The organism is Sporosarcina sp. UB5 (genome assembly GCF_050859005.1).
Classification (GTDB): domain Bacteria; phylum Bacillota; class Bacilli; order Bacillales_A; family Planococcaceae; genus Sporosarcina.
The window spans coordinates 416,544-434,525 of the sequence record NZ_CP125984.1 but is presented as its reverse complement, the minus strand read 5'-3'; the positions used below and the strand labels follow the sequence as shown (position 1 = coordinate 434,525).

The 17,982-nt window shown below is 45.5% G+C and carries 14 protein-coding genes; 11 read left to right on the top strand and 3 right to left on the bottom strand.

Features of this window, described 5'->3' with window-relative positions; translation table 11 throughout:
* Positions 1-2 precede the first annotated feature (2 nt).
* The 4 genes from purM to purD are packed head-to-tail and all read left to right on the top strand — an operon-like array spanning position 3 to position 4,458.
* A complete protein-coding gene (purM, locus tag QM454_RS02405) occupies positions 3-1,061 on the top strand; it encodes a phosphoribosylformylglycinamidine cyclo-ligase (RefSeq protein WP_432361086.1) in 1,059 nt (352 codons plus the stop codon).
* Entirely contained in the window at positions 1,058-1,648 is a 591-nt protein-coding gene (purN, locus tag QM454_RS02400) for a phosphoribosylglycinamide formyltransferase (RefSeq protein ID WP_432361084.1), read from the top strand. Before purM ends, purN begins: the two co-directional genes overlap by 4 nt.
* Positions 1,645-3,180: a bifunctional phosphoribosylaminoimidazolecarboxamide formyltransferase/IMP cyclohydrolase gene (gene purH / locus QM454_RS02395; RefSeq protein ID WP_432361081.1), complete on the top strand. Its 1,536-nt coding sequence runs from the start codon at positions 1,645-1,647 to the stop codon at positions 3,178-3,180. The genes purN and purH overlap by 4 nt, the downstream gene beginning before the upstream one ends.
* 18 nt (positions 3,181-3,198) lie before the next feature.
* Positions 3,199-4,458 carry a phosphoribosylamine--glycine ligase gene (gene purD, locus QM454_RS02390; RefSeq protein ID WP_432361078.1) on the top strand — a complete coding sequence of 420 codons (1,260 nt, stop codon included), beginning with the start codon at positions 3,199-3,201 and terminating at the stop codon, positions 4,456-4,458.
* A gap of 218 nt (positions 4,459-4,676) precedes the next feature.
* Here the strand turns inward: purD and QM454_RS02385 are convergent, their stop codons facing one another.
* The 3 genes from QM454_RS02385 to QM454_RS02375 are packed head-to-tail and all read right to left on the bottom strand — an operon-like array spanning position 4,677 to position 8,241.
* Entirely contained in the window at positions 4,677-5,795 is a 1,119-nt protein-coding gene (locus QM454_RS02385) for a Ger(x)C family spore germination protein (protein WP_432361076.1), read from the bottom strand.
* A complete protein-coding gene (locus QM454_RS02380; protein WP_432361073.1) occupies positions 5,771-6,892 on the bottom strand; it encodes a GerAB/ArcD/ProY family transporter in 1,122 nt (373 codons plus the stop codon). Before QM454_RS02380 ends, QM454_RS02385 begins: the two co-directional genes overlap by 25 nt.
* Positions 6,889-8,241: a spore germination protein gene (locus QM454_RS02375; RefSeq protein ID WP_432361070.1), complete on the bottom strand. Its 1,353-nt coding sequence runs from the start codon at positions 8,239-8,241 to the stop codon at positions 6,889-6,891. Before QM454_RS02375 ends, QM454_RS02380 begins: the two co-directional genes overlap by 4 nt.
* Before the next feature lie 200 nt (positions 8,242-8,441).
* Here QM454_RS02375 and QM454_RS02370 point away from each other — a divergent pair, with 200 nt between their 5' ends.
* The 7 genes from QM454_RS02370 to QM454_RS02340 all read left to right on the top strand — a co-directional run bounded on the left by QM454_RS02370 (position 8,442) and on the right by QM454_RS02340 (position 17,869).
* Positions 8,442-10,160 (top strand): adenine deaminase C-terminal domain-containing protein, encoded by a 1,719-nt coding sequence (locus QM454_RS02370; RefSeq protein ID WP_432361068.1) that lies wholly within the window; start codon positions 8,442-8,444, stop codon positions 10,158-10,160.
* A gap of 9 nt (positions 10,161-10,169) precedes the next feature.
* Entirely contained in the window at positions 10,170-11,249 is a 1,080-nt protein-coding gene (locus QM454_RS02365; RefSeq protein ID WP_432361065.1) for a DUF3048 domain-containing protein, read from the top strand.
* Between the two features lie 22 nt (positions 11,250-11,271).
* On the top strand, positions 11,272-11,589 hold the full coding sequence (locus QM454_RS02360; protein ID WP_432361063.1) for a YerC/YecD family TrpR-related protein: 318 nt from the start codon (positions 11,272-11,274) through the stop codon (positions 11,587-11,589).
* A gap of 148 nt (positions 11,590-11,737) precedes the next feature.
* The gene (locus tag QM454_RS02355) at positions 11,738-12,430 is read left to right on the top strand and encodes a heptaprenylglyceryl phosphate synthase (protein ID WP_432361060.1); all 693 of its coding nucleotides are present in this window, start codon (positions 11,738-11,740) and stop codon (positions 12,428-12,430) included.
* 54 nt (positions 12,431-12,484) lie between these two features.
* Positions 12,485-14,719 (top strand): DNA helicase PcrA, encoded by a 2,235-nt coding sequence (pcrA, locus tag QM454_RS02350; protein WP_432361058.1) that lies wholly within the window; start codon positions 12,485-12,487, stop codon positions 14,717-14,719.
* A 12-nt stretch (positions 14,720-14,731) separates the two neighbouring features.
* A complete protein-coding gene (gene ligA, locus QM454_RS02345; RefSeq protein WP_432361056.1) occupies positions 14,732-16,747 on the top strand; it encodes an NAD-dependent DNA ligase LigA in 2,016 nt (671 codons plus the stop codon).
* Between the two features lie 6 nt (positions 16,748-16,753).
* On the top strand, positions 16,754-17,869 hold the full coding sequence (locus QM454_RS02340; RefSeq protein ID WP_432361053.1) for a CamS family sex pheromone protein: 1,116 nt from the start codon (positions 16,754-16,756) through the stop codon (positions 17,867-17,869).
* Positions 17,870-17,982 lie beyond the last annotated feature (113 nt).

The following is a 17,982-nucleotide window of genomic DNA, read 5'->3' as shown; positions in this document are numbered from 1 at the left end:
CCATGTCAAAGGCGTATGAAAAAGCGGGAGTGAATATCGAGGCGGGCTACGAATCGGTTGAACGGATGAAATCGCACGTCGCACGAACAGTGCGGAAAGGTGTGACAGGTGCATTTGGCGGTTTCGGAGGAATGTTTGATCTTTCCGAGCTGAACTATAAAGAACCTGTACTCATTTCCGGTACAGACGGCGTTGGTACGAAATTGAAGTTGGCGTTTCTCGCAGACAAGCACGATACGATCGGCATCGACTGTGTCGCGATGTGTGTAAACGATATCGTTGCGCAAGGCGCAGAGCCGCTTTATTTCTTGGATTATATTGCACTCGGGAAAGCGGTCCCTGAAAAGGTCGAGGCAATTGTTAAAGGAATTGCGGATGGATGTGTTCAGTCGGGTGCTGCGTTAATCGGTGGCGAAACGGCTGAAATGCCGGGGCTTTATGATGTCGATGAATATGATTTAGCTGGATTTGCGGTCGGAGCTTGTGAGAAGAGTAAAATCGTTACAGGTGAAAAAGTCGTTGAAGGGGACGTGCTCGTCGGCATCGCTTCAAGCGGCATCCACTCAAACGGATTTTCACTCGTCCGTCAAATTGTTTTGGAAGAGCAAGGGTATAAAATTGACGACACGATTGATGGGTTCGAGGAACTCGGTAACGTCGGAACGGCGTTGCTAGAACCGACTAAAATTTACGCGAAGCCAGTACTGCAAATGCATGAAGAGCTGGACGTCCATTCAATGGGCCATATTACTGGCGGAGGCTTTTATGAAAACCTTCCGAGAATGTTCGCAGAAGGATTCGGCGTTGAAGTCGATCTCGGATCGTGGCCTGTACTACCAGTATTTAACATGCTGAAAGAGAAAGGCAACCTTCTCGATAAAGACTTGTACAGCGTCTTTAATATGGGAATCGGATTTGTCATTGCACTTCCTGCAGAACAAGCGAAACGCGCGATTGAAATTGCTTCAGAACACGGTGAAGAAGCTTATGAAATCGGACGTGTCGTACGTGGAACGGGAGTCGTGTTTAAAGGAAGCCATGATGGGAGCTTGGCGGAATGAAAGAAAAAGCAAGAATCGCAATATTCGCTTCCGGTAGTGGCAGCAACTTCGAAGCACTTGAAAACGCATGTCGCGAAGGTGAATTGGACGCAGAAATCGTTCTCGCTTTGACTGATAAGCCGGCATCGTTCGTCGTGGAACGGGCAAGGCAGACGGACATCCGGGTCGTCGCATTGGAGCCGAAAGCTTTTCCTTCGAAGCAGGCGTATGAAGAAGCGGTGCTTGGCATTTTACAGGAAGAAGGTGTCGAATGGATTGTGCTTGCGGGCTATATGCGGCTCATCGGACCGACATTATTAGCTGCCTATCCATCGCGCATCGTCAATATCCATCCATCTTTGCTTCCTTCATTTCCAGGGAAAGACGCAATTGGACAGGCAATTGCTCATGGAGTAAAAGTTACGGGCGTCACTGTGCATCTCGTCGATGAAGGGATGGATACAGGTCCAATTCTCGCACAAGCGGCAGTTCCTGTCGTTGAAGGCGATGTGGAAAAGACTGCACAAGCAATACATGAAGTAGAACATGTCATTTATAAAGAAACATTGCAGAAGCTGATTTTAACTAACGGAGGGGTTCACTCGTGAAGAAACGCGCATTGCTCAGCGTATCGGACAAAAGCGGAATTTTGGAGTTCGCAAAAAACTTAGAAGCACTCGACTATGAAATTTTATCAACCGGCGGGACGATGAAACATTTAAAAGAAAACGGCGTCGCGGTGACGGCAGTCGACGAAGTAACGGGCTTCCCTGAAATTATGGAAGGCCGAGTGAAGACACTCAACCCGATGATCCACGGCGGTCTCCTAGCAAAACAGGACGACGCAACGCATCAAGCGCAAATGACAGAACACGGCATCCAGCCAATCCATATCGTCTGCGTAAATCTTTACCCATTCAAAGAAACGATTTCAAAGCCTGACGTTTCTGTTGAAGATGCAATCGAAAACATCGATATCGGCGGTCCGGCAATGCTTCGTGCATCTGCGAAAAACCATGCGTACGTCACTGTTATCGTCGACGCGGCGGATTATGGCCAAGTGCTTGAAGAGCTACAAACAGAAGGGCAGACGACACTTGCAACTCGCCGACGCCTTGCAGCGAAAGTGTTCCGCCATACAGCGGCGTATGATGCGCTCATTTCGGGCTACTTGACTGATCTTGCAGGCGAAGAATTCCCTGAGCAAGTGACGTTTACATACGAGTTGAAACAACCGCTCCGCTACGGTGAAAATCCGCATCAGAAAGCGGCATTCTACAGCCGTCCACTCGGCTCGGATTTCTCCATTGCCAATACAGAGCAATTGCACGGAAAAGAGCTATCTTATAACAATATTCAAGATGCGAATGCAGCCATTCAAATCGTGAAAGAATTCGAACAACCGGCAGCGGTAGCCGTGAAGCATATGAATCCTTGCGGCGTCGGTGTCGGCGAAACAATTGCCGAGGCGTTTACGAAAGCATATGAAGCCGATCCGGTATCGATCTTCGGAGGCATTATCGCGTTGAATAAAGAAGTAGATGTAGCGACAGCGGAACAACTTTCGGGTATCTTCCTCGAAATTATTATCGCACCATCGTTCACGGACGAGGCAATCGATGTATTGACAAAGAAGAAAAACATTCGACTATTAACGATTCCGTTTGAACAAGAGAAACAAGATGCTTGGAATACGGTGTCGGTTGAAGGCGGCCTTCTTATGCAACAACCGGATACGTTCGGCTTCGACGATGCAGACATTCGTGTTGCAACGGACCGTGAGCCGACAGAAGCGGAATGGGAAGCGCTGAAACTCGGTTGGGCAGTCGTTAAGCATGTGAAATCGAATGCGATTGTCGTATCCGATGCGCAAAGAACGCTCGGTGTCGGAGCGGGGCAAATGAACCGTGTCGGAGCTGCAAATATTGCACTGACGCAAGCGGGTGAACGTGCAAAAGGAGCAGCACTTGCCTCTGACGCATTTTTCCCGATGGACGATACAGTAGAAGCGGCAGCAAAAGCGGGAATTACAGCTATCATCCAGCCTGGAGGATCTGTGAAAGACGAAGATTCCATTAAAAAGGCCAATGAATACGGCATTACGATGGTATTCACAGGCGTACGTCATTTCAAACATTGATCGAAGGAGTGGGTACTAATGAAAGTACTTGTCATCGGCAGTGGCGGCAGGGAGCACGCAATTGCAAAGCAGTTTAACGATTCGCCGTCCGTTACAAACGTATACGTTGCACCTGGAAACGACGGCATGAAAAACGATGCAGAATGTATCGGAATCGATGCGACTAATTTTGAGGCGCTCGCTTCATTCGCTATCGAACAACGAATCGACTTAACATTTGTTGGGCCGGAGCAACCGTTAGCGGAAGGAATCGTCGATTTTTTCACTGATAAAGGATTACTCATTTTCGGGCCGACAAAGGCTGCTGCACAAATCGAAGGAAGCAAATCTTTCGCAAAGGAAATAATGAGTAAATACGATATCCCGACGGCCGCATACGGGACGTTTACAGATGCTGAGGAAGCGAAAGCGTTCATTCGACAGCAAGGAGCGCCAATCGTAGTAAAAGCGGACGGACTTGCAGCTGGAAAAGGTGTCATCGTCGCAATGACTATTGAAGAAGCGCTTCATGCGGTTGACGATATGATTGGCAATCAACGATTCGGTGAATCCTCTTCCCGCGTCGTCATTGAGGAATTCCTCGATGGAGAAGAGTTCTCATACATGTCATTTGTCCATGACGGGCAAATCTACCCGATGGTCATCGCACAAGACCATAAAAGGGCGTATGACGGCGATAGAGGGCCAAACACTGGTGGTATGGGGGCGTATTCACCAGTTCCGCATATCCCTGAGCATGTCATCGAAGAAGCGTATAAGACAGTCGTCGTTCCGACTGTCCGCGCGATGACAGAAGAAGGCGTACCATTCACAGGTATCCTTTATGCAGGACTTATTTTGACGAATCAAGGACCGAAAGTGATCGAGTTCAATGCACGCTTCGGTGATCCGGAAACACAAGTCGTACTACCACGAATGGCATCCGATTTCGGTGAGTTCATGATGGCACTTATGAATAAAGAGCCATTTGAATTGACATGGCATGACGATGCAATGCTTGGTGTCGTCGTCGCATCGGACGGCTATCCAGGTGACGTCGTGAATGGTGCACAACTGCCGGACCTTACTAAGTTAAACGGAGTTGACGTCTTTCATGCTGGTACAAAAGCCGATGGGGACCACTTTATCGGCAACGGCGGCCGCGTACTGCTCGCTGCTGCAAAAGCAAAAACGTTAGAAGAAGCACAGACGCAAGTGTACAACAAGTTGAATGAAGTAGAATGGAATGGGTTTTTCTACCGAACAGATATCGGTTGGAGAGCTTTCCAAAGTAAATAAAAAAACAGACCACACGTCTACATGTGTGGTCTGTTTTTTGCGTCTAGCTCCGGGTGGCAACTGCTCGGGTCATAAGCCAGCTCTGCTGTACGGCAAAGAGCGCCGTTTCGCAGATCAGTCTTATGCCTGTCGCAGTTAAAGCCGTCACGAAGTACGGCTTTTGCGAGTAAAAGCGTAGCGTTAGGAGCACCGGTTACGCCACCCCCCGCTTTTGGTTTTCATTCAATCGGTCCAGTGCCTTGTAGTTCGACGTTCACCTTAACATTGAATTTGATTTCGGGATAGATGCTTTTCCATTCATCCATTATGCCTTTTCGTGATAATCTTGTTGCCCGGTACCGTAAGCCGAACCCGAAAGGATCGACGTCGTTTTCTTGAAATTTCGTCAATAAATCGACAATCTTTGTTTCAAGATCTTTTTTCGTCATTTGATTGTATTTGTGTAAATCATTATTGTTTAAACGCTTATTGGATTCAGCTATAACGCCAACATTCGTCACGTTCATATCGATGCGTGGATTCCCTTCGTTCGCAATCAGATTATAGTTCATCTTTGATTGTTTAAAGTTCAAAACCATAATATGGTCTTCTACTTCCATTTTGTAAGTATATCCGATTGTGCGGTTTTCAAGTGTGTTAAAAAGCTTTGTCTCTTCTGCTGTCAACTCAAAAGGTTTTTCTCCAACGCGTATAATAGTCGATTTATCAACTTTATACTCTTCATTCTCCTTATCAATCCCGATAATTGGAATGATTGTATTAATACCGCTGCCTAATAGTGCTCGCCTGAATTCAAAAAGGAACGTTGTCAATATGTAGCCGCTCTCCGTCCCTGTATTATCAAAATAGTTATATAAAGCGATGGAGGCGGGGGTTTCCAATTGCGGTTCGAATGAAAGAATTTCTTCGGAGGTGTTTTCGGCTGCAGCAACATAGGAGACCATTTGAATATCCCCACGCCGAGTGAAAAAGTCCATGTACGCTTCTGGTTTCTTAGAAAGTATTTCTTTATTCAGGACAATGATTCGGCTATGTCCGAAATCCAAAACTTTATCGGAACGGTTTTCCATTATTTGTACCGCATCTGCAACTGATTTCGAATCATTCGATAAATACACATATGTCGGTGTCGTTTCTTGTTTGACATTGCCAATCGGCTTTGCCAACTTTAGTGTCACTTTAAAACCATCGTTCACTTTTTCAGAAGGGTCAATTCCGATACCAACAACGAACATCCTTTTATCGATATCTTTGAAGGAACATCCGGCTTGTAACAACATGACGAGCAAGAGTGTACTGGATATGTAACCTTTTATCCTTTTTTGTTTGCTTGCCATTTGGAAGCAGCTCCCTTCTTTGCTAACAGTAAACTTCCGATTGTTGCGAGTAGGACGACTGGAAATACATAGGTGTCAAAAATTTTAACGAAATCGAAAAGACCTGGACTTGTAATTTTTCTGAGGCTGTATATGGAAGCCGCCCAGTAGATGACGATGAAAAGTGGAAGTGTCAAATTGCGTTTCTTCCACTTGAACTTTTTAAAATAAACGGCACCTAAAAGTAATTGGATGGAAAGGTGCCAGTGCATGATTAAAGTGACGACGCTGAGTGCTAAGAAAGCACCGATGAAAATGAAGACAATCCTTTCAATAATTCCATATTTCATTCGAATGGAATCACTCGTCATAACCCATGGGTATAGAACATTTTCGAGAGATTCGAATCCACCAAAACCAATTGGAAGGAAAAAGGTCGTCGCAAGGATGTACGTTGTAAGTATAGTAAGAAGAGCAATCCCTTTGCCAGTAGGTTTTTTTATCTTCTTAAAAAAACGATTGAATATTGCCAAGCTAGCAGTCCCGGCTACGATGAAAAGCGAGGCAGAGAATGATTCTAAATGGGGAAGATGATTCACTTGCATGACGGCAATACGTACATAATCCCAATGGAGATTTGGGCTTAAGTACCCTTTCAGCTGGACAAAAGCAATTAACGGGACGAAGAGCACAAAAATGATTTCACTCATGTATAAGATATTTTTAGCTGTCATGAATACTCCATACGTAACGACGAGTACAAACGCTAGCACGATCGTCAAATAGGACATCGTTGGTGTTAGAAAGTGAAGGATGATATACACGTAAATACTTAACGTAATGAGTCCCGCAAAAAACCATGTAAGTGATAAAAAGAGAAGGACAGGCTTCGCAATCCATTTAGGGGTATACGTATTTAAAATTTCAGGTAACCCTTGTCCAGGGAAATAGCTAAAAAGAATGATAATAAAATACGACAATGCAATACCGACAACGATTGCAATGACCATGGAAGGGATTGCCCCTTTTTCCATCCCTGTAATGAGAATTCTTGGCGTTATCGATACCATATTCGTAAGCATATTAATTAAAATTAAATACAGTAGGAAACGGTTCATTTATTGTCCACCCTTAGTTCGTCGTTTTTACTAGCCCAAGGGATGCGGAAATAAGGCACACCTAAACTTTCCTTATTGACAAGTAGCAAAATAATGCCCATGAAGCCGATAAGTAAGCCGACCATCCCAAACAATGCTGTATAGATTAGCAATAGGAACCGGACGATCCGCATCGTAATACTCATTTCGTTCATTGGAATAACAAATGTAGAAATTGCTACCGCCGAGATGATGATGATCATTATTGTTGAAGTGAGTGCGGCTTCTGTTGCCGCTGTTCCTAAAATGAGGCCACCGACTGTCGTTGCAGTTCCGCTAACCGCTTTTGGCAGCCGCATGCTCGCTTCCGTTAATAATTCCATGAAAAAGAGCATGAAAATGACTTCAATAAAGGATGGATAAGGAACTCCAATTCTACTTCCTGCGACCGTCAGTGCAAGTTCAATCCGCAGAATGTTCGGGTTATAGGAAGTCATTGCTACATAGAGACTAGGAAGCACTGTACAAGTGAGTAAACCTGTATACCGCAAGAAAATCGTAAATCCTGTAACAACGGAGACGTGATAATTGTCTTCCATTGACGACATGAAATCGAAGAAGATAATTGGAGCGACGATGACGTTCGGACTTCCGTCGATGGCAATGATCACTTTACCGGCAACTAAATTGTAAACGATACGGTCGGGCCGCTCGGTTACCATTGTTGTTGGAAAGAGCGTCCATTTACTTTTATTGAGATGTTGTTGGAGCTCTCCCCCTGATTGAAATAACGGTGTACTGAGATTGTCAAGTTTCTTTTTTATCTCTTTTAACACTTCCGGATCGACTTGATCACTATCATAGAGCAATGCAACTGAGATATTCGATTGATCATCGGTGACGATATTTTCGACTTTTAACGTAGATCTATGATACCGTTGCCGTATTAAATTAATCGTCGTTTCAATGTCCTCGCTCAATCCTTTTTGAGGACCTTGAATCGTCGGTTCCATTGTCGTATCTTGTACTTCATTGTTTTTAACGAGTCGAAAATCAAGTAAAAATTGCTGATCGTCAATTGCAATTAATACAGATCCAGAACTTAACTTAATAAGTAGATTCGTTTTATCGGGTACTTCAGATTGAATCGGCAATGATTGGATGTATGACGTAAATCCTTCTGCCGATGCCATTTCAAAAAAAGGCCTGATGACCGTTTGTTGCAGCTTATCGCCATCTACAACTGATTTCACATAGAATAGGAATGCATAGTTACCATCCATGTGAAGTGGCGTTTGAATAATATCGTTCGATGGCTTGAATTGCTTCGACAATTCGTTGAATAAAGGAGGGGCTTGTTTTCCGGTCATTTGCAACTCTCCTTTCAATTAAAGCGTGGAAAAAAGTTTGTCATTATTGTCCCCGGAAAAAGTAAAATGATACGCCTTCTCTTAAATAGAAGATGTAAGGCGACTGAAATTTCATGCAAATAATGTAAACCCTCTATATTTCAACTGGATGCTATGCTAGGATGAACTATATAGAATTCTCTTCAAAGGGGTTTTTCGACATGTGGGACGAACGAGAAATTCAGCAACAAATTGGTGTTATTAATGGAAAAGTACAACCGGATTTCATTATTCAAAATGCAACGTATTTACATTCTATTTTTAAGAAGTGGATGACAGGCAATATATGGATTAAAGGCGATCGAATCGTCTATGCAGGTGAAAAAATGCCTGCGATGACGGATGGCGCGGAAATCGTCGATGCGACCGGTAAACGAATCGTTCCCGGTTATATCGAGCCGCATGTCCATCCGTTCCAGCTATACAATCCTGAGACATTCGCTGACTATGCAGGCAAGCTTGGGACGACGACGTTCTTATCGGACAACTTGACATTCTTTCTGCTACTCAAAAATAATCGGGCATTCAAATTGATTGACCAATTGAATGAGCTGCCTTTTTCATTTTATTGGTGGGCGAGGTTTGATTCCCAAACGGTTTTGCAAAACGAAACCGACGTGTTCAACGAAGAGGCTATCGGCGAATGGCTGAATCGTAAAGACGTCCTCATGGGCGGGGAGCTGACAGGCTGGCCGCGCCTCATGAACGGCGATCCGAACTTAACGGCGTCCGTCGTTCGTGCGAAACAAGCCGGAAAAAAGATTGAAGGTCACTTCCCAGGAGCTTCCGAACGAACGCTTGCACGGATGAAACTACTTGGTGTAGATGGTGATCACGAAGCGATGACGACCGAAGAAGTGGAAGCACGCCTACTACAAGGGTACGCGGTGACACTACGCCATTCGTCAATCCGACCTGATTTGCCTACTCTATTGAAAGGTGTAGTCGACAAAGAGTTGGACGTCTTCGACCATCTTATGATGACGACAGACGGCTCGACGCCTTCCTTCCATATCGACGGTGTCATGGATAAATGCATCCAAGTTGCGCTCGAAGCAGGAGTGAAGCCGATCGACGCTTATTTAATGGCTTCTTATAATGTTGCACGCTATTACGGCATCGATGATCGTCATGGCATCATTGCAACCGGACGATATGCAACGCTCAATTTCCTTGAAGATGAAACAAATCCGATTCCGACGGACGTTCTGTCAAAAGGGAAATGGCTGAAACGCAATGGTCAGGAGACTGCACAGTTCGAGCGAGTCGATTGGTCGCTTGTACCGGATTTCGAACCAGATTTCGATTTGGATGAAAAGGACTTTGAGTTCAAACACGCTGTCGGCATTAAAATGGTGAATGACGTCATTACGAAGCCGTATGAAGTGACGCTTGACCTAACGGTGGACAAGCTTTCAACTGAGCATGATGAAAGCTTCCTTATGCTTATCGATAGAAATGGAAAGTGGCGGGTCAATACGTTCATTAAAGGCTTTGCGAATGAAGTGCAAGGTTTTGCATCTTCCTACTCCAATACAGGCGATGTTATTCTAATCGGGAAGGATAAAAAGGCGATGCTGCTTGCTTTTCAGGAAATGAAGCGATTGAAAGGCGGCATGGTGCTTATTGAAGACGGGGAAGTTGCGGCTTCCATTCCGCTCATAATTGGTGGTGGGTTATCAGCGGAGCATATGGATCTGTTAATTGAACAGGAGCTTGTGTTGAAAAAAGCGTTAGCAGAGCGCGGTTACAAGCATGGTGATGCAGTCTACACATTCCTGTTCTTGCAGTCGACTCATTTGCCATACATACGGGCAACAGAAGTAGGAATCTATCAAGTAATGAGAAATGAAGTAATCGTTCCGGCGACGGAAAGATAGGAGGAACGGATGAAAGGGAAAAAGAGAGGATGGCTGCTAGGAATAGCGATTATGTTGCTATTGCTGTCAGCGTGTTCAAATAAAGAGAAATCCAGCGCAGAAGATGATCTGGATCTAGAAGAGATTGAAGAAGTGGATACTGAAGAAGAGCCGACGGAAGAGCCTGATGAAAACGGCTCCCTCCTTTACAAGGCGCCATTCACCGGTGTACCGTCTGAGGAAGAGTATTTGACGAGACCGGTACTTGCTACAATTAACAACCACCCGCATGCAAGGCCACAATCGGGCATAAGCCAGGCTGATGTCGTCTATGAATTTATGGCGGAAGGAAATGTTACGAGGTTGTTAGCGTTATTCCAAAGCGAACTTCCGGAGACGGTTGGACCGATCCGAAGTGCTCGTGACTATTTCATTTATCTCTCAAAAGGGATGGATGCATTTTACGTTGCGCACGGATATAGCCCGGACGCGCAAAAGTTGTTGGCTAACAAATACGTTGACCATGTAAATGGCATGCAATATGACGGGACTTTATTCAAACGATCATCTGACCGTAAAGCGCCCCATAACTCATATATAACTGGCGAAAATATAATGGCGGCGATTGAAAAGGTCGGTGCACCCGACGAAATTACGAAGGTTCCTCCATTTTCTTTCCATGAATCAGTGGAGGATGCTAAAATAGGGGAAAGCGCTTCGATGATCGTCGTTCGCTTCAGTTCTAGCCAGGACTTCATTAATACGTTTTCCTACGATACTGAAACTGAAACGTACAACCGTATGGTAAATGGAGTGATTACTTCGGATAAAGCGAACGAAGAAAATGTCGCACTGTCTAATATTATCGTTATGGAAGCGAATCATCGTACGATCGACGGTGTCGGTAGACAAGCTGTCGATATCGAAAGTGGAGGAAAGGCAATGCTTTTCCAAGCTGGAGTTGCTAAAGAGTTGGAATGGAAAAATGTCGAGGGCTTCCTCGTGCCGACGGAAAATGGAGTTCCTGTTAAATTAGTTCCCGGTAAGACGTGGATCCATATCATCCCAACGTATTCTGGTATTTCGAAATCTGTAACTTATACGCCTTAAGCAATGAAAGAGGGGGAAGTACATGCAAATTGATAAAATCCGTGGTGAACAAACGGATCAGCTGTTCAAAGCCATCTTGGAATTGAGAGACCTTGAGGAATGCTACAAGTTCTTCGACGATCTTGCGACGATGAGCGAGCTGCAATCGTTAGCTCAGCGTTTGGAAGTCGCACATGCATTGAGGCAGAAAAAGACATATGACCGGATTCAATCTGAAACAGGCGCTAGCACTGCGACAATTTCACGCGTGAGACGTTGCGTTGATTACGGATCTGGTGGCTACAACACCGTGTTGGACCGCCTTTATCCCGAGCTTGCGGAAAATAATGAAGAGAAGTGAGTGTAGACAAAGTCGAAAAATGACTTTGCTTACACTCTGGAACGGGCGGAGAAATCCGTCCGTTTTTTTGGTATACTGGGGGATAGCAGACGCGCGAGTAAAATGGAGCGCTTCATATAAAGTAATTTACTATTAGGTGGTAGACAAAATGGATTATAAAAATTGGCGCCACGCCTTTAAAGTGGATCCCGCAAAACAATTAGAGGACGAAGCACTCGAACAACTTGCAGAATCCGGAACAGACGCCATCATTGTTGGCGGCTCGGATGGTGTAACGCTCGAAAACGTTCTCGACTTGCTAATGCGTATTCGGCGGTACTCAGTCCCTGTTGCACTTGAAGTATCGACTGTCGAATCGATAACGATGGGATTCGATTATTATTTCATCCCGACAGTCCTGAATTCGACGGATGCGAAATGGGTGAACGGTATTCATCATGCGGCGTTGAAGGAATACGGCCATATGATGGATTGGGATGAAGTCGTCGCGGAAGGCTATGTAATTGTAAACACCGATTGCAAAGCGGCCCGACTTACCGGCGTGAATGAAGCTCCAGACGAAGAGGATGTTATCGCCTACGCTCGAATGGCGGAGCATTTGTTCAAGCTGCCTGTCTTTTATGTGGAATATAGCGGAATGCTAGGTGACCCGTCCATTGTTAAAGCAGCGGCGCGTGTACTTGAGCGGACACGGTTATTTTATGGCGGCGGAATTCGCAATGCGGAAGATGCAAAAATGATGGCGGCGCACGCACATACGGTTATCGTCGGCAATGTGATTTATGAAGATTTGAAGGCTGCCCTTTCGACTGTTGAAGCAGTGAAATCGGTATCTTATTGACGGTTTTTCATGTATAATGAAGAACAAATGTTCCATTGAAAGGCGGTATGATGTATGAAGGAAATCGCGGCAAATTTGCTTGCAGGTATGAACCCTGAGCAAGCCCGTGCAGTGAAAAAGACAGAAGGGCCGTTGCTAATAATGGCAGGCGCAGGATCTGGGAAGACGAGAGTGCTAACACACCGGATTGCTTACTTAATCGTGGAAAAAGGCGTGTACCCTTCCAACGTATTGGCAATTACGTTTACGAATAAGGCGGCCCGGGAAATGCGCGACCGAATTGACGGCCTGCTCGGACCGGGAACTGGCGACCGAATGTGGGTGTCGACATTCCACTCGATGTGCGTCCGTATTTTACGGAGGAACATCGACCGCATCGGAATCTCGAAAAACTTCACGATTCTCGATTCCTCCGACCAATTGACAGCTGTCAAAAACGTGCTAAAGGAACGCAATCTCGATCCGAAGCAATATGATCCGCGGGCAATGCTATCGGCAATTAGCTCTGCTAAAAACGAATGCATCGATGCGGAAACGTATAAAGGGCAAATCAATCCACATAACCCTTACGAAAAGACGATTGCAGATGTCTATGAAGGTTACTCGAAAAAACTGAGACAAAACCAATCGCTCGATTTTGACGACCTCATTATGATGACTCTCAAATTATTCGAACGCGTCCCTGAAGTCCTCGAATTTTATCAAAATAAATTCCAATATATCCATGTCGATGAGTACCAAGATACGAACAATGCACAATACCGCCTCGTTAAAATGCTTGCCGAGAAATTCCGCAATCTATGTGTTGTCGGGGACTCGGATCAGTCCATTTACAGATGGCGCGGTGCTGACATCGGCAATATCCTTTCTTTCGAAAAGGATTATAAAGATGCTATCGTCATTTTACTCGAGCAAAATTACCGTTCGACGAAGACGATTTTGCAGGCGGCGAATGACGTCATCCAAAACAACCGGAGCCGATACGACAAAAAGCTTCGTACGGAAAATACCGAGGGCGATTCAATTACGGTGTATAAAGCGTCCGATGAAAAGGATGAATCACAATACATCGTCCAACAGATTATTGAGCTGAAAGAACGCGAAAACTTAACGCTCGATCAATTTGCAATCCTTTACCGGACGAACGCCCAATCACGTGTCATCGAGGAATATCTCGTGAAATCGAATCTCGATTATACAATTGTCGGCGGCACGAAGTTCTATGACAGAAAAGAGATTAAGGACTTGCTCGCCTATTTACGGTTAATTGCAAACAACGATGATGACTTGGCGCTCGCAAGAATTATTAATGAGCCGAAACGAGGCATCGGAGCGACGTCCTTCGAAAGGATGGCGCAATTTGCTATTGAAAACGAACGGTCCGTTTTTGACGCGTTACATGAAGTCCATTTCATGGGGTTGACGGCAAGAGCTGCGAACGAAGCGACGAAATTTAGAGATATGATAAGCGGATTCACGCAAATGCAAGAATACTTGTCCGTCACTGAGCTCGTGGAACAGGTGTTGGACAAGACGGGCTATCGCGAAATGCTACTTCGTGAGAAGACGATTGAATCGGAAAGCCGACTGGAAAACATCGAGGAATTCCTCTCCGTTACAGAAGCTTTTGAAAAGAGAGCTGAGGAAGAGGAGGGCGACCGTTCGCTCGTTGCCTTCTTGACAGACTTGGCACTGATCGCCGATATCGATTCGTTAGATAAAGAAGAGAACCAATCGGCGGAGAAAATCGTCTTGATGACGATGCATGCAGCGAAAGGACTCGAATTTCCGGTCGTCTTCGTTATCGGCATGGAAGAGAACGTATTCCCGCATGCAAGGTCAATTGGCGACGACGAGGAAATGGAAGAAGAGCGTAGGCTTGCCTATGTAGCAATTACCCGTGCGGAGCGCCGACTCTATTTGACTTGCGCTTCTTACCGGACATTGTTCGGTCGCTCGAGCTTTAATAATCCTTCCCGATTTTTAAACGAGATTTCAGATGATATTATTGAAATAACATCGAATAATAATCAAGGCTTTTCATTTGGCGGGTATTCGCGTGGAGCAGCACCTGTACGGCCTGCTGTTAAACGGCCAATTTATAAATCGAGCGGTGGGGAGAAAATGGGCTGGAAGGCGGGCGACAAAGCGACCCATAAAAAATGGGGGACAGGCGTCGTCGTCAGCGTAAAAGGTACAGAAGACGATATTGAACTTGATATTGCTTTTCCGGAGCCAGTAGGCATTAAACGTCTTCTCGCCAAATTCGCACCGATAGAAAAAGCGTAGGGAGAGGAAAGAATGGATTTGGATCGAAATGCAGTGGAAAAACGTGTACAGGAGCTCAATGACCTGCTCAAAGAGTATGGGCACGCTTATTATGTGTTAGACAAACCGATCGTACCCGATTCAGTTTATGATGAGCTTATGAAAGAACTGCTCACGATCGAGGCAGAACATCCTAATCTCATCTACCCCGATTCACCATCGCAGCGCGTTGGAGGGGAAGTGCTCGAAGGGTTTAGCAAAGTCGTCCATGAATATCCAATGCTGAGCTTGTCGAACGCATTTAACGAAGAAGATATCCGTGACTTCGATAGACGGGTACAAGCGGGAACGGGGAAAGCGACATATATTTGTGAGTTGAAAATTGACGGGCTTGCCGTTTCATTAAAATATGAAAATGGCGTATTCGTCCAAGGTTCGACGAGAGGAGACGGGACAGTCGGAGAGGATATTACTGCTAACCTGAAGACAATCCGGACTGTACCACTAAAACTTGCCGAACCGGTTACAATTGAAGTTCGTGGGGAAGCGTATATGCCGAAAAAATCATTCATGAAGTTGAATGAAGCGCGGGATGAAAACGGGGAAGAGCCGTTCGCGAATCCTCGGAATGCAGCCGCAGGATCACTTCGGCAACTAGATCCGAAAATAGCCGCTAGCCGTAATCTTGCCGTATTCATTTACGGCATCGGCGGGGATGGCACTGCTTACGGACAAGATAGTCATTCCGATTCGCTCGACTATCTTGCGTCCATCGGTTTTGAAACGAATAAGAAGAGCAAACGATGCAAAACAATCGAAGACGTGCTCGAATATATAGAATCCTGGCAAGAACGCAGACAGGATCTAGATTATGAAATCGACGGAATCGTTATTAAAGTAGACAGCTTTGAAGATCAGGAACAATTGGGCTTTACGGCAAGAAGTCCGCGCTTTGCGACTGCTTATAAATTCCCTGCGGAAGAAGTCCATACGAAACTGCTCGATATTGAGCTGAGTGTCGGCAGGACAGGGGTTGTTACACCGACTGCTATTTTAGAGCCGGTCCGTGTTGCCGGAACGACTGTCGCAAGGGCTTCTCTCCATAACGAGGACCTTATCCGTGAAAAAGATATCCGAATCGGGGATGCTGTCGTCATCCGCAAAGCGGGGGATATTATTCCAGAAGTCGTTTCTGTATTAATTGACCAGCGGAAAGGGCATGAAGAACCGTATTATATGCCTGACAACTGTCCAGTTTGCGACTCCGAACTCGTCAGGATCGAAGGGGAAGTGGCGCTCCGCTGCGTCAATCCACAATGCCCTGCGCAAATGAAAGAAGCACTCATTCATTTTGTTTCGCGCAATGCGATGAATATCGAAGGGATTGGCGAGCGAGTCGTTGACCAATTGTATACGTCCGGACTCGTCCATGACGTTTCAGACCTTTATCACTTGACGAAGGAACAGCTGTTGTCACTCGAGCGGATGGGAGAAAAGTCCGCGACGAATTTATTAACAGCAATTGAAGCATCTAAATCCAATTCGTTGGAGAAGTTACTGTTCGGACTTGGTATTCGTCATGTCGGAGAAAAGGCGGCACATATTTTGTCAGAGGAATTTGGCACGATAGACGAAATCGCAATGGCGGATGCGGAGCGACTTACAACAATTCACGAAATTGGCGATAAAGTTGCGGACGCGGTCGTCACATTTTTTACTAACGAAGATGTGCTAGAAGTAATTCGTAAGCTGAAGTCGTACGGCGTTAATATGGACTATATAGGAAGAACACGCCAAGAGCTTCCGACTGAAGGACCGTTCGTCGGGAAAACGATTGTGTTAACGGGCAAGCTTTCGATATTAACGCGTAATGAAGCGAAAGAGCGGATTGAAGCGTTTGGCGGGAAAGTGAGCGGGAGCGTCAGCAAAAAGACGGATCTCGTCATTGCCGGGGAAGATGCCGGATCGAAGCTAGCGAAGGCGGTAGAACTCGGTATTACAGTATGGAACGAAACAGAGTTGGTCGACGCACTCGGCGAGAAGGAGTAATTTTCAATGAAAAGGCTATTTGCAGTATCCGGAGTGGCGGCCGTCCTATTGTTAGGCGGCTGTCTACCGTCAATTGGTCCTGACAAAGAGGAAATCATCCAGGAAAATGAGGAGCAAATTGAAGAAACCGTCATGATCCCAGATGTCCAATTGAAGGACGAATTTTACAAGACGCTCACCCCATTCAAGAAGAGCGCAAGCCGCGGCCTCGTCGTTAGCAATATTTATACAAAATACGATATCGAGGAAGCTGAAAAAGGGTTAATGCGGTTATCCGCACAGCATTTCGACACGAAAAACCATTTCTTGCAAGAAGGGCAGTATATCGACGCAGCTACGGCAAAAGCATGGCTTGCTAGAAAGTCAACGAATGAAGCAGGCTTGAATCCTCCTGAAGCGAAAGGGGAAGACGCTGAACAGAGTCCAATCTATTTGGCGCATATTATTGAGCAAAACTATTTGACGTTGACGGACGAGAAAAAAGTACGGTTGTCCGGCGTTTCAATCGGGCTTGCGTTAAATTCCGTCTACTATGAAAGAGGCGGAAGGGAGACGACGATTTCTGACGAAGAGCTCGAAAAACAAGGCATCGCCATGGCGGATGAAATTGTTAGCAGAATGCGTGCAAGAGAAGGATTCCAAGATATTCCGATCGTTATTGGCCTGTTCAAGCAAGAAAAAAGGAATGCGATTGTCCCTGGTACGTATTTCGCAACCGCTTTTGCTGATAAAGGAAAATCGGCGCCGTCCGGATGGAAAGAAGTGAATGAGCGGTACGTATTGTTTCCCGCTCCAGCAGATATCGACAACTACCGTGAAATTAATACGACGTTCAGCAATTTCAAGCAAGATATTGATAAATACTTCCCAAGTTTCGTTAATGTTATTGGGAAAGGATTTTTCAAAGAGAACCGGATGGAATCCATTGCGATCGACATTCCGATTCAGTTTTTCGGGAAGAGTGAAGTGATTGGCTTCACCCAATATTTAACATCACTCATTATCAATTATTTTCCGGATATCGATGTTGAAGTAAGCATCACTTCAGTAAATGGCCCCGAGGCGCTAATTGTCAAGGAAGCCGGGAGTAACGAACCGTTCGTCCATATTTATGGATATTAATTTTTGACAATAAAAAGCGCGTCCGTGCAAGAAGCATCGGATGCGCAGTTACTTTTCAACATACCGGTTAGGTGGTATGATAAGTCGTACAATTGCAGTTGGGGAGGAATTCA

What these genes read in the sequence shown, in the direction of transcription:
- purM (WP_432361086.1), top strand. Translation starts at nt 3, where the DNA reads ATGTCAAAGGCGTATGAAAAAGCGGGAGTGAATATCGAGGCGGGCTAC.
- purN (WP_432361084.1), top strand. Translation starts at nt 1,058, where the DNA reads ATGAAAGAAAAAGCAAGAATCGCAATATTCGCTTCCGGTAGTGGCAGC.
- purD (WP_432361078.1), top strand. Translation starts at nt 3,199, where the DNA reads ATGAAAGTACTTGTCATCGGCAGTGGCGGCAGGGAGCACGCAATTGCA.
- QM454_RS02385 (WP_432361076.1), bottom strand. Translation starts at nt 5,795, where the DNA reads ATGGCAAGCAAACAAAAAAGGATAAAAGGTTACATATCCAGTACACTC.
- QM454_RS02380 (WP_432361073.1), bottom strand. Translation starts at nt 6,892, where the DNA reads ATGAACCGTTTCCTACTGTATTTAATTTTAATTAATATGCTTACGAAT.
- QM454_RS02375 (WP_432361070.1), bottom strand. Translation starts at nt 8,241, where the DNA reads ATGACCGGAAAACAAGCCCCTCCTTTATTCAACGAATTGTCGAAGCAA.
- QM454_RS02370 (WP_432361068.1), top strand. Translation starts at nt 8,442, where the DNA reads ATGTGGGACGAACGAGAAATTCAGCAACAAATTGGTGTTATTAATGGA.
- QM454_RS02365 (WP_432361065.1), top strand. Translation starts at nt 10,170, where the DNA reads ATGAAAGGGAAAAAGAGAGGATGGCTGCTAGGAATAGCGATTATGTTG.
- QM454_RS02360 (WP_432361063.1), top strand. Translation starts at nt 11,272, where the DNA reads ATGCAAATTGATAAAATCCGTGGTGAACAAACGGATCAGCTGTTCAAA.
- QM454_RS02355 (WP_432361060.1), top strand. Translation starts at nt 11,738, where the DNA reads ATGGATTATAAAAATTGGCGCCACGCCTTTAAAGTGGATCCCGCAAAA.
- pcrA (WP_432361058.1), top strand. Translation starts at nt 12,485, where the DNA reads ATGAAGGAAATCGCGGCAAATTTGCTTGCAGGTATGAACCCTGAGCAA.
- ligA (WP_432361056.1), top strand. Translation starts at nt 14,732, where the DNA reads ATGGATTTGGATCGAAATGCAGTGGAAAAACGTGTACAGGAGCTCAAT.
- QM454_RS02340 (WP_432361053.1), top strand. Translation starts at nt 16,754, where the DNA reads ATGAAAAGGCTATTTGCAGTATCCGGAGTGGCGGCCGTCCTATTGTTA.